General features: G+C 35.3%; 16 protein-coding genes. 12 read left to right on the forward strand and 4 right to left on the reverse strand.

All coding sequences use genetic code 11. The features are described 5' to 3' along the window. Positions 1–58 precede the first annotated feature (58 nt). Positions 59–1,852 carry a helix-turn-helix domain-containing protein gene (locus C8P70_RS06415; RefSeq protein ID WP_133712516.1) on the reverse strand — a complete coding sequence of 598 codons (1,794 nt, stop codon included), beginning with the start codon at positions 1,850–1,852 and terminating at the stop codon, positions 59–61. A 138-nt stretch (positions 1,853–1,990) separates the two neighbouring features. Between C8P70_RS06415 and C8P70_RS13785 the strand changes: the two genes are divergently transcribed. The 11 genes from C8P70_RS13785 to C8P70_RS06465 all read left to right on the forward strand — a co-directional run bounded on the left by C8P70_RS13785 (position 1,991) and on the right by C8P70_RS06465 (position 9,644). Continuing rightward, positions 1,991–2,146, forward strand: a complete 156-nt coding sequence (locus C8P70_RS13785) for a hypothetical protein (RefSeq protein ID WP_166666179.1) — start codon at positions 1,991–1,993, stop codon at positions 2,144–2,146. 81 nt (positions 2,147–2,227) lie between these two features. Continuing rightward, complete coding sequence (locus C8P70_RS06420; RefSeq protein ID WP_133712517.1) at positions 2,228–2,809, forward strand: hypothetical protein; 582 nt, start codon at positions 2,228–2,230, stop codon at positions 2,807–2,809. Between the two features lie 304 nt (positions 2,810–3,113). Then, on the forward strand, positions 3,114–3,902 hold the full coding sequence (locus tag C8P70_RS06425; RefSeq protein ID WP_133712518.1) for a hypothetical protein: 789 nt from the start codon (positions 3,114–3,116) through the stop codon (positions 3,900–3,902). A gap of 3 nt (positions 3,903–3,905) precedes the next feature. Beyond that, a complete protein-coding gene (locus C8P70_RS06430) occupies positions 3,906–4,244 on the forward strand; it encodes a hypothetical protein (RefSeq protein ID WP_133712519.1) in 339 nt (112 codons plus the stop codon). A gap of 82 nt (positions 4,245–4,326) precedes the next feature. After that, the gene (locus tag C8P70_RS06435; RefSeq protein WP_133712520.1) at positions 4,327–5,031 is read left to right on the forward strand and encodes a hypothetical protein; all 705 of its coding nucleotides are present in this window, start codon (positions 4,327–4,329) and stop codon (positions 5,029–5,031) included. Positions 5,032–5,412: 381 nt separating this feature from the next. Next, complete coding sequence (locus C8P70_RS06440) at positions 5,413–5,832, forward strand: hypothetical protein (RefSeq protein WP_133712521.1); 420 nt, start codon at positions 5,413–5,415, stop codon at positions 5,830–5,832. Between the two features lie 92 nt (positions 5,833–5,924). Continuing rightward, entirely contained in the window at positions 5,925–6,374 is a 450-nt protein-coding gene (locus tag C8P70_RS06445) for a hypothetical protein (RefSeq protein ID WP_133712522.1), read from the forward strand. 4 nt (positions 6,375–6,378) lie between these two features. Continuing rightward, positions 6,379–7,521, forward strand: coding sequence for a hypothetical protein (locus C8P70_RS06450; protein ID WP_133712523.1), 1,143 nt, complete (start codon positions 6,379–6,381; stop codon positions 7,519–7,521). A 177-nt stretch (positions 7,522–7,698) separates the two neighbouring features. After that, positions 7,699–8,274, forward strand: coding sequence for a hypothetical protein (locus C8P70_RS06455; protein WP_133712524.1), 576 nt, complete (start codon positions 7,699–7,701; stop codon positions 8,272–8,274). 27 nt (positions 8,275–8,301) lie between these two features. Beyond that, entirely contained in the window at positions 8,302–8,919 is a 618-nt protein-coding gene (locus C8P70_RS06460; protein WP_133712525.1) for a TlpA family protein disulfide reductase, read from the forward strand. Positions 8,920–8,990: 71 nt separating this feature from the next. Continuing rightward, positions 8,991–9,644 (forward strand): hypothetical protein, encoded by a 654-nt coding sequence (locus C8P70_RS06465; RefSeq protein WP_133712526.1) that lies wholly within the window; start codon positions 8,991–8,993, stop codon positions 9,642–9,644. Between the two features lie 429 nt (positions 9,645–10,073). Here the strand turns inward: C8P70_RS06465 and C8P70_RS06470 are convergent, their stop codons facing one another. From C8P70_RS06470 to C8P70_RS06480, 3 genes are read right to left on the reverse strand one after another with little or no spacing between them, the layout of a single operon-like run. Continuing rightward, on the reverse strand, positions 10,074–10,457 hold the full coding sequence (locus C8P70_RS06470) for a DoxX family protein (RefSeq protein ID WP_133712527.1): 384 nt from the start codon (positions 10,455–10,457) through the stop codon (positions 10,074–10,076). A 40-nt stretch (positions 10,458–10,497) separates the two neighbouring features. Next, positions 10,498–11,067, reverse strand: coding sequence for a 5-formyltetrahydrofolate cyclo-ligase (locus C8P70_RS06475; protein WP_133712528.1), 570 nt, complete (start codon positions 11,065–11,067; stop codon positions 10,498–10,500). Further along, entirely contained in the window at positions 11,042–12,013 is a 972-nt protein-coding gene (locus C8P70_RS06480) for a succinylglutamate desuccinylase/aspartoacylase family protein (protein ID WP_133712529.1), read from the reverse strand. The genes C8P70_RS06475 and C8P70_RS06480 overlap by 26 nt, the downstream gene beginning before the upstream one ends. Before the next feature lie 103 nt (positions 12,014–12,116). On the opposite strand from C8P70_RS06480, the gene uvrC reads away from it, so the two are divergent. Next, positions 12,117–13,913, forward strand: a complete 1,797-nt coding sequence (gene uvrC / locus C8P70_RS06485; RefSeq protein WP_133712530.1) for an excinuclease ABC subunit UvrC — start codon at positions 12,117–12,119, stop codon at positions 13,911–13,913. The last annotated feature ends 5 nt before the right edge of the window (positions 13,914–13,918 follow it).

Consider the following 13,918-nt stretch of genomic DNA (forward strand, 5'->3'; position numbering starts at 1 on the left):
AGTTATTCCAATTTTATGAAGCTGAGTTAGCCTTATTATAGGGCAACTTGCTTGCTTTTTATGATGAAGAAAGCTGTTCCTTGTCCAGCTCTTTAAAATTCTCGTCTTGTCGGCGCATTTTGATAAAATCCATGACGGATATTTTGGCAATTTCTTTAAAGCTGGCAGAAAAGTTTTTGCCGCTGCCAAAACCAAATTCGTCTGCTAAACCGTTAAGTGTCATATGGTGGAGTTTAGGATTATAGGTCAGCTCGCGGATGGCATGCTGAATGCGCAAATGTTTGAGGTAATCTGAGAAACTGATTTTCTTTTCTTCATTAAAAAACTTAGACAGCGTATTGCGGTTGGTACCAAGCTGCCGTGCCAACTCATCCTGTGTTATTTTTTGCAGGAAGCCCTTTTGTTTTTCAAAGTTCTCCAGTTTTTTGAAGATAATTTGTACCGTGTTCAACACTTCAGCGGTTTCGGGCATTTCAACATTCTGCAAACCAGTGTTGTCTTTTGTTTCCTCCTCGTTGTTTTGAGTGAGGCTTTCCGTTTGTTCCTGCTCGTGTTGTTGTTGGCTGATGAGCTGTTTGTACTGCTGTTTTAGTTTTTTTTGTACTTTTTGATAGTACAGCAATCCGGCAAATAAAACTAAAGCAAGAACAACGACAATTCCATACAGCTCTTTTATCTTTAATTTGCTTTTAGTAAGCTCGTGTTCCAGCTTTTTTTTAGAAGTTTCCAGTTTTTTGGTATCCAGATGGGTGTGCATATACGAGCTGAGCCGGCTGTTTTGTTTGTGCAGTTCTGTAGAAAGCCTCATTAACAGTTTGGTATAATGCAGTTCCTTTTCCATCTCTTTTTTGTCCTGATAATATGTAATCAGGTAACTAAAAGCTTCGCTTAGTTCTACATTGCTAAAATTTTGGTTTTGGTACAGCGTTTCTATTTTTTCAAAATACGGCAAGGCTCTTTCTCTTTGCCCCGTATCCCACGCATTTTTGCCCAAATACAGGTACGCAAGGTGCTCGTTGGCAAAATCTCCGTTGTTTTGTATGGGCAGCAGCGCCGCATTCAGCAAAGAATCCGATGCAGTATAGTGCTGCATGCGGTGGTTATACATCCCGCTGATAAGATCAAAATAGGCGGTTTCCAGTATTTTATCTTTGGTGTTTAGCTGGTTAATAGCTATATACCCTTCGTTGAGCAGCAGGCTCAGCGTATCATTTTTTTGCAGACGGAAATAGGTTTTGCCAAGCCCATATAAATTATTGATATACCCTCTTAAATTGTTATAGGCATTATCGGTGTCCTTAAGGTGATTTTGGTAATAAGTAACTGTTTCTAGGGTTATTTTTTCTGATTTAGCATAATCTTCCAAATGGTAATAAATAGAGCCAACAGAACTTTTTATTATATTCAGAGTGTAGTTATCATTTGCTTTTTCCAGATATTCTTCGGCTGTTAAGCCATAGTCCAAAGCCTTTTGATAATTCTTATTTATTTCTTCAATATAACTTTTAATATTATAAGCGATGCCGATAGCCTGACTATCCTTTAGCTGTAAGGCAAAAGATAAAAGACTGTCGGCGTACTGTTTTTTGCCGGTATAGTTGCTAAGCTGGTATACTTTTTTGCGATAGGCGGTAATAATGTCTTCTGCAGATTGTTCTTTTTTGGCTTTTTGCAGGTAATATTCAAGATAAATTTCCCTATCGGCAGGGGTAAGTTTACCCGAATTAATCATAAAAAGCAGTTCTTTCAACGTCCAGTTTTTGTAATCGGCGTTATTTTGGGCAGCAGCGAAGTAAAAAAAACATCCGCTAAAGCTTAAAAAAAATAAAATCCAAAATTTTTTTAAAAACATCTTTTATTCGTTAACAGGTATTTTAACAAAGGTAATGCTTTTTTGTGTTTTATAAAATATTGATTATCAGTAGCCATTGACAAAATGTCCGCGGTATTGACAAAATATCCTTCTGTAAATTTGGAAAATGATAAGTAGTTGAAAATCAGAGTTATTTACAATTTGTCCGATGCTATTGACAAAACGTCCGATGTACAGAGGCAAAAATCTTGTGGTTTTTTGTTGGGCGCTCTAAGTTTGTTTCAGAAGCAAAACGGAAAAAGCTACCCGGGCAGTACCTATCGTTTTGGTTAATAAAAATCTTGTGAGGTTAAAAACAGTTAACAGGTTAACGAGTGGACTCACAAAAGTATTAATTCATTAATTACCGAAACAATGAAAAAGATTTATACATGCGCAGTACTTAGTGTATTGCTTGCCGCCTGCAGTACCGAAGCAGTAACCGAACAACCGGTACAAATACAGAATACCGTAAAAAGTACTGCTCAAAGTACATGGACAGGTTTGATAACCGATATAGAAAACCAATGCACAAGACAGAGTTTTAAAACCACAGAAGAACTTATCCGTTATGTGGAAAGTGCCGCGTTTGCCAATCCCGCATTTGCCGCATTGGCAAAAAAAGGCTATGCGTCCCCGACAGCAGCAGAGCTGGATGAGGTAAAGCATACTGATGTGGCAGAGCTGATAGAACAGATGAATTATTCAGCAGCAGCCAAAACCTACCTGTACCGGCTTTGGGTAACATACGAACCGTGGACTGCCGACCCTATAACGGATACAGCATTGTCTGCTGCTGAATGGGAATTGCTACAGATATTATTAAGTTATGGAGATGATCCTGACGATATATGGGATGGAAAAAGAAGAATCGCCTTAGCTTATGGTTACCAGATGGGCAAAGCCCGTGCGGTAGTGTTTGCGGTGTTGGCAGGGCAAGCAGTAAAAACACATTAAAATAATTGTTGTTTCGGAAGCCGGCAGTCCGGAATGCCGGTCAGAAACAAAAGTTATATAGCCATAAATAAGACGGTTTGGGTTGAACAAACACCGGACAGCCGTTGTGTTCTGTGCCTGTGAGCTGTTAAAGATTAGTAAACAGCGCTGCAGCGGAAAACAGCTCATTGGTCCGGTGTTTAAAAAAACACCGCTTGTTATGGTGATCTTCCTTTATAAGGAAAAAAGTTAATTTATTATTAATCGGTAAACCTGCAGTTTTTAAAACAGCATAACTCAGGTTTATCACAAAAAACAAATTATTATGTTAAACAAATTTTTTAAATCAGTTTTAAGCCTGGTGGCTATTGTATTAGTAAGTTTTCATGGAAATGCACAAGTGAAACCATCTGAATTAACAACAAAAGATGTTGCAGTTTATCACAACAAACTTCTTGCCCATTATTTTTCTAAAGGATTATACTTGCAACAAGATTTAACTGTTGGGAGGTTAGCAACAAACTTTGAACAATATTTGAATGTTGGGCAAACGAATGTTTATACTTCTGTTTCCGGTAAAGAGATTAAAGATGTTGACTATACTTATATTGTAGGAGAGCTTGAAAACGCTTTTAAAAAGCAGGATAAAATTTCGGCAGAATTAAAAGGAATCATTATCCAAGCTACAAAAGATGCTTATACATTGTCCAATAAAGAAAATGCCGAAAAAACTATAAATAACCTGATAGGTTATAAAAGTAAAAATGCCGAAGAAACTGTAGCCATTCAAACTTTTGGCTATACTTTAATTAACTCTTATAATTTTTGGGCTTCGGTAGAAAATGAAAATAAAGGAAAGTTTCAAACCCAAGGACTTTCTAAAGGGTCAAAAGTTATTATCGCAGATGCAGTAGGAGCAGTGATTGGTGGATTGACAGGATTTGGAATAGGAGGAATTATTGGAGGAGCAGTAGCTTCTGTTCTTGCACAGGAATATTTGCCGGAAAAACAAATTTCTGTTGGTAGTGATTATTCGTATTGGAATAAACCAGTAGAAAGAGTATCAGCCTTTGATCAGTTTATCAATCTGAATCAACCAGTTTACATCAAATAAAAGATGCAACAGCTTGTTATTACAAGGGGGTCAGGATTTATTGGGTTCTTAAGGAAAATATCTGTGTATGTTGATGGAAATAAGGTAGGTACTCTCGCAAATAGACAAACAAAAACATTTGAATTAAAACCAGGAAAACATATTGTCTATACTAAAGTAGAATATGATAGTATGTTTCAATCCAATGAGATTGAAGTTTTTTTAGAAGAAGGACAAACAGTAAAGATGTATGTAAAAATAAGAACATTGACCCCTATCGGATTTAAAAACTTCTATAAGTTTTTAGACTTGAAAATCATATTAGAAACTAAAGGTGTAGAGCCTTTGATAAACAAAAAATAAAATTAAAAATTATTTATTAACGCGTAAACCTGCTGTTAAAAAAACAAGATCAATAACGGGTTTGCAAAACACACACATTATTATGTTAAACAAATTTTTTAAATCAGTTTTATGCCTGATAGCAATTGTATTAGTAAGCTTTAGTGGTAATGCACAAAATGGCAGGCAAACTGCCGCTGCCGATGCAGCAGGAGCTTTGGGTGGAGCTGGCTCAGCTGCGGGTATTATTAATTTTTTGTCTTTAACTCCTCCTGGATGGTTGGTTTTAGGTGGAGGAGCACTTATTGGTGGAGTAGCAGGCTCTTTGGCTGTGTATGAAAGTCAGCCTTTAATTGAAAAAGCACCTGAATATTTGGCTAACTCTCTTAATACTATGGATTATGTGGGAGCAAAGCATAATGAAATTCTGGTGGATTATTTAAAAGTAAATAAAAGTTATACTCCGGATGTGTTTTTAGAATTTTCTAAGAAGTATGATACAAATAATAAAAGTGTTGATATAAAATTTTTATCTACTCAATATTCTGAGATGAAAAATTTAAAAAATTATGAAGATGTCGTTCAGTATACGTTGAAACAACTACCCAAAGATGTTGATAAAAAGGAGTTTGCTGATTTTTTGAGAAGAATTGGGAAATTAGAAGATTTAAAAGTTTTTATTTCAGAAGTGAAACGCTTCGAAAACACCCTCATTTCTAATCAATCATTTTCAGATGGAGCAATAGGGCAATTATCTGTATATTTTTCTACGTTAAGATATTCAGCATTTCTTTGGAATAAAAAATAAAAAATTTAAAAAAAATCTTATGTACAAGATACTTTCAATTATTTGTATTATAATAGGGATAATACCTTTTTTCTTATTACCAAAAAAATTTTACCCCCTATTTATTTTATTATTAGCGCCTATTATTATGCTAAGCGTAAAGTTGTACAAACGAAAAGGATGACTTTCCTCTAAAAATAAAATGAAAAATGAAACATTTTATAGGTCTTTTGCCATTTTATGCGTGTATCGTCTTTTTGCTTTTTGATGTATACAGGCTTCTTAGAGGAATTAAAAAAAAGGAAAATATACGTTTAATCTGCTTAGAGTTATAGCTCTTTTTATAGCATTAGCCGTGATGGCTTACTACATCTATTATTAATTAAAAATAAATACATTATCATGAAAAAAATGATTTTTGGCGCATTAGCCACAATATTTGCAGGAGTTTTGTCTGTACAGGCACAACCCAAAGGTTTTAAACAAGTTGAATTAGGACTTGGCAAAGTTTCCAGTTATGCCGGTCCGTGTGTGCAAGGAGGAGCTTTTTGTTCGGGCGGAATTCAGGATATTGACCGTGGCTTTTCTACGGGTATTCAGATTACAGAAAGCAATGTAGCAGTGGCATTTAGTCAGGAATTCTATAAAGCTAATGCTCAGTATTTAAAAGAAGGACTGATGGTAGATAAAGATTTTTCCCTGCCTAGGGATGTTTCGGAAAAATTAGGGGTAAGAGGAGAAGTTGTGGTAGCAGGAGGAAAAGTCTACAGAACAATTTTATCCGAAGGATATTACATTGTTTCAATGGCAAGAAAAAAATAGAACCTATTTATAAACCCAACAAGTACTGTTGGGTTTATAAAATTTATTTATGCTTATAGATAATAGTCAGATTATAATTAAAAATTTTATTTATGAAAAAAACATTTTTAATAGCAGCGGCTATGCTGCCCTCTGTTTTATTGGCTCAAACGCAAGCAGAAGTAAAAAGAGGAAGCAGGCTAGGGGGAGATTGTAGTGGTAGTAAAAGCAGTATATGCACTATTGAAAAGGTACAATCTATGCAATCTGAAGCCAACGCGCTTATATCTCTACATAGCGAAAAACAAATTCTTGTTGTATTAGACGGGCTAAAACTTGCGCGTGACGAACAATCAGTATGGCTGGGAAGACCTGTAGAAGAGGTGGCTCCTATGGAAGAACTACCTTTTTATCAGGAAGAAAGTATTGACTTAAATCCAGAATTGATCAGAGAATTACGAGTAAATCCAAAATACATGTTTATTGCAAGGGGAGAGCACAAAATAAGATTAAACAGAGAACGCCAGATAGAACTTGTGCTTAATCTATCTGATAAAAAATAAAAAAATGATGAAAATTCTGCTCTATTTGATTGCAGCAATTTTGTTGTCTGTATCAAAATTGTTTGCTGTTAATCCTTCTTGGAAAGATGACCCTAACAGGGTTATGACAGAGATGATGTGGGAAATAGATGCTAGTAATAAAAGCTTTGAACAACTTTTTCTAGAAAAAGAAATAGAACTGCATCAGGTTACTTCACAACTTTCAGAAACAGCAGATATAAATTACAAAATCGATCTTTTAATTTATAAAGATAAATTAAAGGACGAAATGAAACAGCTGGAGCTGGAAAGTGCAAGTGATGTGTCTAGGATACGTTATTTAAAAGGATTGCAGATTATTCGTATTTTATATGAAAAAGTCCTGAGTTTAGACCATCACTTTGCATCTACTCGTACTTTTTCAGAAATTAATAAGATTGCAAATCCAAATCAATATCCCGAATTCACAAAAGTACAAGAGATTGTTCAGAATAAAAGAGACAGAAAATCAGGATTTGATTTAACTTCTGTTTTAGGGAGTAACACTTTAGTTTCTGTGGTTAATACTTTTTCAAATATGCTGGTGTCAGGATTAACAAAAGAAGAAAAAGAAGCAGAACTTAAAAATGTAGAGTGCATTATTGATTTTACGTTGAGGATGCAGGGGGATTTAAATACAATTTATTTTGAAACGGCATTTTTGCAAAAAAGTAATGAGAAAATAAAAGAAGACATTGAAATTCTTTTTAAAGATTATACAAAACCGATAGATTATTCTGTTACGCTGGAGCAATGCAGAGGAAATGATGATTGGGAATCTATTAGAAAAAAAGTAGCTGAATATCTTGGCAAATTAGATGAAAGTTCAGGAGTCTCACAGTCTAGAATGTATATAGATATAGAATTTCCTATAGATCGGCTGATGCAATTCATTAATCAATACAATGGGTTTATAGATCAGGGTTCTAAATTTTATGAAAAATTCAAAATTATTTTAAATAGTTATGAAAATGAACAACAATGTCAGACCAAACTACCTTTAGAATATCAAAAGTTAAAGAATGACATTGATGTAGCAATTGATAAGTTTAATGTAGCCTATAAACCGGTAGAGATAAACGGTTCAAAAATGAAAGAAATTTTGTATGGTATTAATGAGTATGAATGAACTGTTTGCTTTTCTTAGATCTTTTGGAAGAGTGGGCAGAAATTAATGTATTTGTGAAAGTACTTAATAAATAATGATTTAGCTTATTTTGATTAAAAGGCACTATTCTTTAGTGCCTTTTAATTAATTGTAACAAAAAATATTTTTTGCGACTTATTGTAAATAACTAACTAAATTATGAAAAAGTTTTTGAAAATAACAGGAATAAGTATAATAAGTCTATTACTGCTTTTGATTGCCTTTGTGTATTTTTTTGTAAATAATGAAAATATTAATTACCAAACTCAGATGTCAACCATCACGCATCCGACGGTACAAGAGCACATGGCGGATAAACCATTTGTTTTGTTTGTACTGAGCTCTACGTGTGGAGGAGTAGATTCGGAAGAAGGTATGAAGTGGATAAAAAAAGATATTGAAATGTGTAAAGAAAATAAGATAGATTATCTAATTGTTTTCGATGATTTACATTGCTATTCTATGGATGATAGAATAAAGGAATTTGCGGAAAGAAGAGATTTTAAAGAATCTTTTTATTTTATAGATCCGCTTGCCTATAAAGAAAATATAAAAATTATAGATCAGGGAAGAAGAATGAAAGATTTTTTAAGTAATCTGATTCCTGATGTTAGTGTAGTTGGAGGATATCCTCAATACTTTTATTTTGAGAAAGGCATTTATAAGGGAAATTCATTTGGGTATTTAGATAAAGGAGTCAAAAAGTTTTTTAATATGGATTTGATATATAATTGATAGTAAGAATAATAAAACTAAATAAAGATGAAAAAAGTAATAGTTTTTTTGTGTGGTGCTTTTTCAAGTATAATTGTCTTAGGAGTAATAGGTTATTTTATGCTGAAAGATAATGTAACTATGGGTGACACACCTGATAATGAAGAGAAAACAGAACAATATGATTCAGAAACGGTTCATTTTAAAACAAACATTGAGGAACTTACGGCAGAGGAGTTTTTAAAATGGAAACAGAAAATTAATAAGCCTACAATTGTTAATTTTTGGGCATCTTGGTGCAAACCTTGTATAGAAGAAATACCAGCTTTAAAAAAGTATGCAGAGCAGAATAATATGGATTTAGTTTTTATCAGTGCAGATAGAAATAACGAAAAGCAAAAAAAGATACTGACCAAACAGATGCAACGGTTAAAAGTGGCTTCTTCTTTTTTGATTAAAGAGTCTAGCGGAACAGATTTGATGAATAAAGATGCAGTCAAAAATTTTACTAAAAAAACCGGATTACAATTTGAAGGAGGTATTCCGTTTTTTGTAATACTGAATGAAAAAGGAGAAATAGTATCTGAATTCTTAGGATTTAATAAGGAGGAGGCTTATCAAAATTTCTTTGATCAAAATATTAAAAGACAATTAATTAGAAAGTAATAAATTGATGGATAATAGCAACTCGAAAGAGTTGCTATTATTCCACTACTTATATATCAAAATTTGATAATATGATTAAAAGTATTAGTTATAGACTGGCTTTTTTTACAGTAATAGCAGTGTTATTTTCCGGATGTCAGACATTTTTTAAGGTAGTAACCGGAGTTAGTTCTACAATGGAATATCAGATGAAAAACCCGGAACGATTAAAATATTATCAGCCTTATTTAGAAGCTGATAACATTAGTATCTATACCTTAAAAAATCCGGAAGAGTTTTGTAAAAACATTAATTATTTCGGCAGTCAACTCGGTAATGTTTACTTTGAAGATACTGAAAACAATGAATACTACGTAGTAAATTGTTTTGACGATATCAGAGACACGTTTGAAGATTTAAACAACGGAGATATTTCTTTTCTAAAGTGCGTTTCGGAAGAAGACTTTTTGCCGATTAAAAATTATATTACCCAAACGTCTGAAATGGTTGTTAATCAGGAAAATCAAAAGCAACGCAAAAAATGGAATGTTTACTTGTCTTGGGGAACATTTATGGGCAAAAAGTTAAAAAAACGTACCGCTACCGTTACAAAGATAAATGAACTCAACTATTTGTATATTCTGGATTTAAGTGTGGACAGCACCAATAAAGCAATTACTGAAAAAGATTTTCAGACTACAGAATGCGCTGAGTTTACCAAAGAAAAGGTTGATTATTTAAGATAATCTCTTATCTAAATATGCTATTTATAAATAGAAAAATAATTAAAAAGATAATAAAACTTGTTCACAGTTTCATTTTAATCACATGGAAAAAATAATCACATACCGTTATAAAATTATGGCGATACTGCTGCTGATATGGGCAGGGATGAACTTTTTGGTGTTTCCTCCGGAGTGGCTTTGGGCAGCGGTAGTTTGCCTGCTCGTGGTTTTGGGCATCAGTGTAAAGCTTTTTAGGGCAAAGCCGTAAGTATTAAAATAAGAGAAGACAATACAGCCTGCAGGGTTTTGATAACGCTGTAGGTTTAATAGAATACATACTCATCCTGTAAAAATATCTTGTAACCGGCATAGCTTTGCTTTGCACACGGGCAAGCAAGCGGGTTACCAGTTGCAGTCAACTGAAAAGGCTGTTATTGCGACTAAAACTGGTTAGCTTAAGATATAAACTAAAAATACAGCGGGTATCAGGTAAATAACAATTGTTCGGGCTCCGTCATAATCTTTGGCAATGCGCTGTCCAAATAATAAAAACAACAAAGTAATACAAGATATAATACCGGCATATAAAGCCATGTCTTTAGCATCGGAAAGAAGCAACTGGTAAATTCCTGCCAGTGCAAAGATTCCTGCAAAGATTTCTAAAATCAAAATAATTCCAAGCGAAAAAGGAACTTTATCCGCAAGAAATGTATTTGCAAAATGAGACTTCAGCCAACCGGTATTTCCTTTCCAGTCAACGATTTTATCGTATCCCGACTGTAAAAAAGTAATTGCCAAAAAGCCTAAAAGAATAATTTCTGTAATATGGTTCATAAGTTTTAAATTTTAGGTAAAATTAGATTTTTATTTTTGATTAAGGAGTAAAGCTAAAAATCTTGTCGGGAGTAACACAGTAATCCAACGGAATATCATTGTCAAAAATGTCCTCAATCAGCGGTTCAGGTTCAAAAAAGCTCAGCCCTATCTTAATCGTTTCGGGCGGGCAAAGCGCTAAAAATCGATCGTAAAAACCCTTGCCATAACCGATGCGGTTCCCGTTTTGGTCGTAAGCCAAAAGCGGAATAAAAACAACCTCTATCTGGCTTTCCTGAATTAAAATACCGTCCACCGGCTCAGGAATGCCGTAAGCGTTTACTTTTAGGCGCGTATTGTCGGTAAGCAGGTAGTGCTGCATGGTTCCGTTTGCAAAGTCCGACTTGGAAAGAATGACATTTTTGTCCTTTCCGGCAAGTATCTGCAAAAGAAATTCCGTGTCAATTTCCTTTTTGTTTTGGATGGACAAAAAGAGGTGAAAATTGGTTTTATGCCAAATGGGAAGCGTTAAAGTCCGGTTAGCAATTTCCAGACTCAGATTTTCAATTTGTTCTTCCGTCAGACTTTCTCTCCGTTTTTTGTATTTAACTCTTAACTCGTTCTTGTTCATGTACAATGTTTTTTGACAAGTGAAAAATAGCATCGCCCTGATACACAATAGGCGAATCGTTTACGTTGATGATATAGCCGCTGTTGGGCGCTTTTACCGCTGTATTCTCTTTTCCGTACGGATCAGAAATAAAGGCAAGCGTTTGTCCTTTTTCGACAAATACGCCTGTTTTTACCTGATCGTGGAGCAGACCCGATTTTTTGGCTCGGATCCATACGGACTGACTGATTGCAATCATAGGTGCAGAGGGCTTTTCGGTAACAAACTTTTTTTGGAGCATGCCAAAGTGATTCAAAAAGCGCTTGGCACCTTCTACGCCTGCTGTAGAAACTTCCGCATTGATGTCCATCGATTTTCCGCCTTCAAACAAAAGCATTTTAATGCCGAGTTTGGCACAGGCATTGCGAAATGAACCTGCGATTTGGGAAGAATATAGCAAAAAAGGAGGGCTGAATATTTCTGCCAGTTCTTTTAACTCGCTTTGGTTGGGTGCAATCCTGATTTGGGGAGCGTTAAAACGGCTTTGCCCGCCCGCGTGAAAGTCTATCGCATAATCCACGTGTGGCAAAATGTACTGGATGAGGTGATAGGCAAATCGTCCGGCGAGAGATCCGCTTTTACTGCCGGGAAAAATGCGGTTCATATCCCTGCCATCCGGAAATTCTCTGGATTTATTGATAAAGCCAAAGATGTTAATCACCGGAATGCAGATAATAGTTCCCTTTGCCGGTACATTGATTCCCTTGTGGATAATCTGCCGAACGATATCTACTCCGTTTAATTCGTCGCCGTGCAAACCGGCAGAAAGCAAAACCGTAGGTCCTTCCTGTTTGGATTTAGACACTACAACCGGAATTTTGAGTTTGGTGGCAGTGTGCAGCCTTGCTATTTCAAGATTAAGAATCTTGGTCTCGCCCGGATGGATAATCTCATCAAGTATTTTCATCAGCTGATTTTAAAAAGTGAAGATAAAGCTTTTTTTAAAACCTCCCGAATTTTGAATACCTGTAAAAGAAAAACTATTTTTGTATGAGCTTAAAAACTAAAAAATGCAGATAAAATCTTCTTTAGCAGTACAAATACAAACTCTGCCCGATCAGCCGGGCGTTTATCAGTATTTTGATAAAGAAGGAAAGATTTTATATGTAGGAAAAGCCAAAAATCTGAAAAAGCGGGTAAGCTCGTATTTCAACAAAGTACACGACAATGCTAAAACCAATGTGCTGGTCAAAAAAATTGAACAGATTAAACACATTGTCGTTCCTACAGAAACCGATGCTTTATTGCTGGAAAACAATTTGATTAAACGATTGCAGCCCCGATATAACGTGTTGTTGAAAGACGATAAATCCTATCCGTGGATATGCATTAAAAAAGAACCTTTTCCGAGGGTGTTTATGACGCGGAGAATTGTAAAAGACGGTTCGGAATACTTTGGTCCTTACACCAATATTAAAACGGTACATACACTATTAGACTTAATCAGAGAACTGTATCCGCTGCGTACCTGCAATTACGATTTGTCGTTGGGCAATATCAGATCCGGCAAGTTTAAAGTTTGCTTGGAATACCACATAGGAAACTGTGCCGGACCTTGTGAAGAGCGCGAAACAGAAAAGCAATATGAAGCCAAAATTATAGCGATCAGAGATATTTTAAAAGGGAATTTTAAAGAAAACCTCAGGGAATTTAAAGGACATATGGCGGAGCTTGCGGAAGCAATGGAATTTGAAGAAGCTCAGAAAATAAAAGAAAAAATAGAATTGTTAGAAAACTATCAGGCTAAGTCAACCATTGTAAATCCAAAAATCAGCAATGTAGACGTTTTTTCTATTGTTTCGGACGAATCGGCGGCGTATGTCAACTTTTTACAGCTTTCTTATGGGGCTATTATCCGCTCCCATACGATGGAGCTGAAAAAAAAGCTGGATGAAACAGACAAGGATTTACTGGAGCTGGCAATTATAGAGCTTCAGGATCGCTTTCACTTAACTTCTAAAGAAATTATTGTGCCTTTTGAAGTAGAAGTAGGAGAAAATATCAGAGTTACTGTACCTAAACTCGGCGATAAAAAACAGCTTTTGGATTTGTCCGAACGCAATGCTAAGTTTTATAGAATGGATCAGCTGAAACAAATTAAAATTGTAGATCCGGAAAGGCATGTAAAACGCATTATGGAACAAATGAAAAAAGATTTAAGACTGCAGCGCGAGCCTCGTCACATAGAATGTTTTGACAACTCTAATATTCAGGGGACTAATCCTGTGGCTGCCTGTGTTGTTTTTAAAGACGGTAAGCCGAGTAAAAAAGATTATCGACATTTTAACGTAAAAACAGTCGAAGGTCCGAATGATTTTGCGTCGATGGAAGAAATCGTTTACCGGAGATACAAACGGGTTTTGAGTGAGGGAGAGCCGCTCCCGGATCTGATTGTGATTGACGGCGGAAAAGGACAGCTTGGCGTTGCGCTTAAAAGTTTGGAAAAGTTAGGTCTTAGAGGAAAAATCCCGGTTATAAGTCTGGCAGAGAGATTGGAGGAAATATATTATCCCGGAGATAGCTATCCGCTGTATTTGGACAAGCGTTCCGAAACGATGAAAGTAATCATTCATCTGAGGGATGAAGCTCATCGTTTTGGGTTGGCTTTTCACCGGAACCAGCGAAGCAAAAATGCCATTACCAGTGCATTAGATGCTATCCCGGGTATAGGGGAAAAAACAAAAACGGCACTGTTAAGCCATTTTAAGTCGGTCAAGAGAATTAAAGAAGCTTCGCGAGAAGATTTGGAAAAAGTAATAGGAAAAGCAAGAGCAAACGCTGTAATTGAATTTTTTACTGTAAATTAGTTGTG

It is taken from the genome of Myroides indicus (genome assembly GCF_004364575.1).
In the GTDB taxonomy this organism is placed as follows: Bacteria; Bacteroidota; Bacteroidia; order Flavobacteriales; family Flavobacteriaceae; genus Flavobacterium; species Flavobacterium indicum_A.

Coding starts and splice junctions, on each gene's coding strand:
- C8P70_RS06415 (WP_133712516.1), bottom strand. CDS start 1,852: ATGTTTTTAAAAAAATTTTGGATTTTATTTTTTTTAAGCTTTAGCGGA.
- C8P70_RS06420 (WP_133712517.1), top strand. CDS start 2,228: ATGAAAAAGATTTATACATGCGCAGTACTTAGTGTATTGCTTGCCGCC.
- C8P70_RS06425 (WP_133712518.1), top strand. CDS start 3,114: ATGTTAAACAAATTTTTTAAATCAGTTTTAAGCCTGGTGGCTATTGTA.
- C8P70_RS06430 (WP_133712519.1), top strand. CDS start 3,906: ATGCAACAGCTTGTTATTACAAGGGGGTCAGGATTTATTGGGTTCTTA.
- C8P70_RS06435 (WP_133712520.1), top strand. CDS start 4,327: ATGTTAAACAAATTTTTTAAATCAGTTTTATGCCTGATAGCAATTGTA.
- C8P70_RS06440 (WP_133712521.1), top strand. CDS start 5,413: ATGAAAAAAATGATTTTTGGCGCATTAGCCACAATATTTGCAGGAGTT.
- C8P70_RS06445 (WP_133712522.1), top strand. CDS start 5,925: ATGAAAAAAACATTTTTAATAGCAGCGGCTATGCTGCCCTCTGTTTTA.
- C8P70_RS06450 (WP_133712523.1), top strand. CDS start 6,379: ATGATGAAAATTCTGCTCTATTTGATTGCAGCAATTTTGTTGTCTGTA.
- C8P70_RS06455 (WP_133712524.1), top strand. CDS start 7,699: ATGAAAAAGTTTTTGAAAATAACAGGAATAAGTATAATAAGTCTATTA.
- C8P70_RS06460 (WP_133712525.1), top strand. CDS start 8,302: ATGAAAAAAGTAATAGTTTTTTTGTGTGGTGCTTTTTCAAGTATAATT.
- C8P70_RS06465 (WP_133712526.1), top strand. CDS start 8,991: ATGATTAAAAGTATTAGTTATAGACTGGCTTTTTTTACAGTAATAGCA.
- C8P70_RS06470 (WP_133712527.1), bottom strand. CDS start 10,457: ATGAACCATATTACAGAAATTATTCTTTTAGGCTTTTTGGCAATTACT.
- C8P70_RS06475 (WP_133712528.1), bottom strand. CDS start 11,067: ATGAACAAGAACGAGTTAAGAGTTAAATACAAAAAACGGAGAGAAAGT.
- C8P70_RS06480 (WP_133712529.1), bottom strand. CDS start 12,013: ATGAAAATACTTGATGAGATTATCCATCCGGGCGAGACCAAGATTCTT.
- uvrC (WP_133712530.1), top strand. CDS start 12,117: ATGCAGATAAAATCTTCTTTAGCAGTACAAATACAAACTCTGCCCGAT.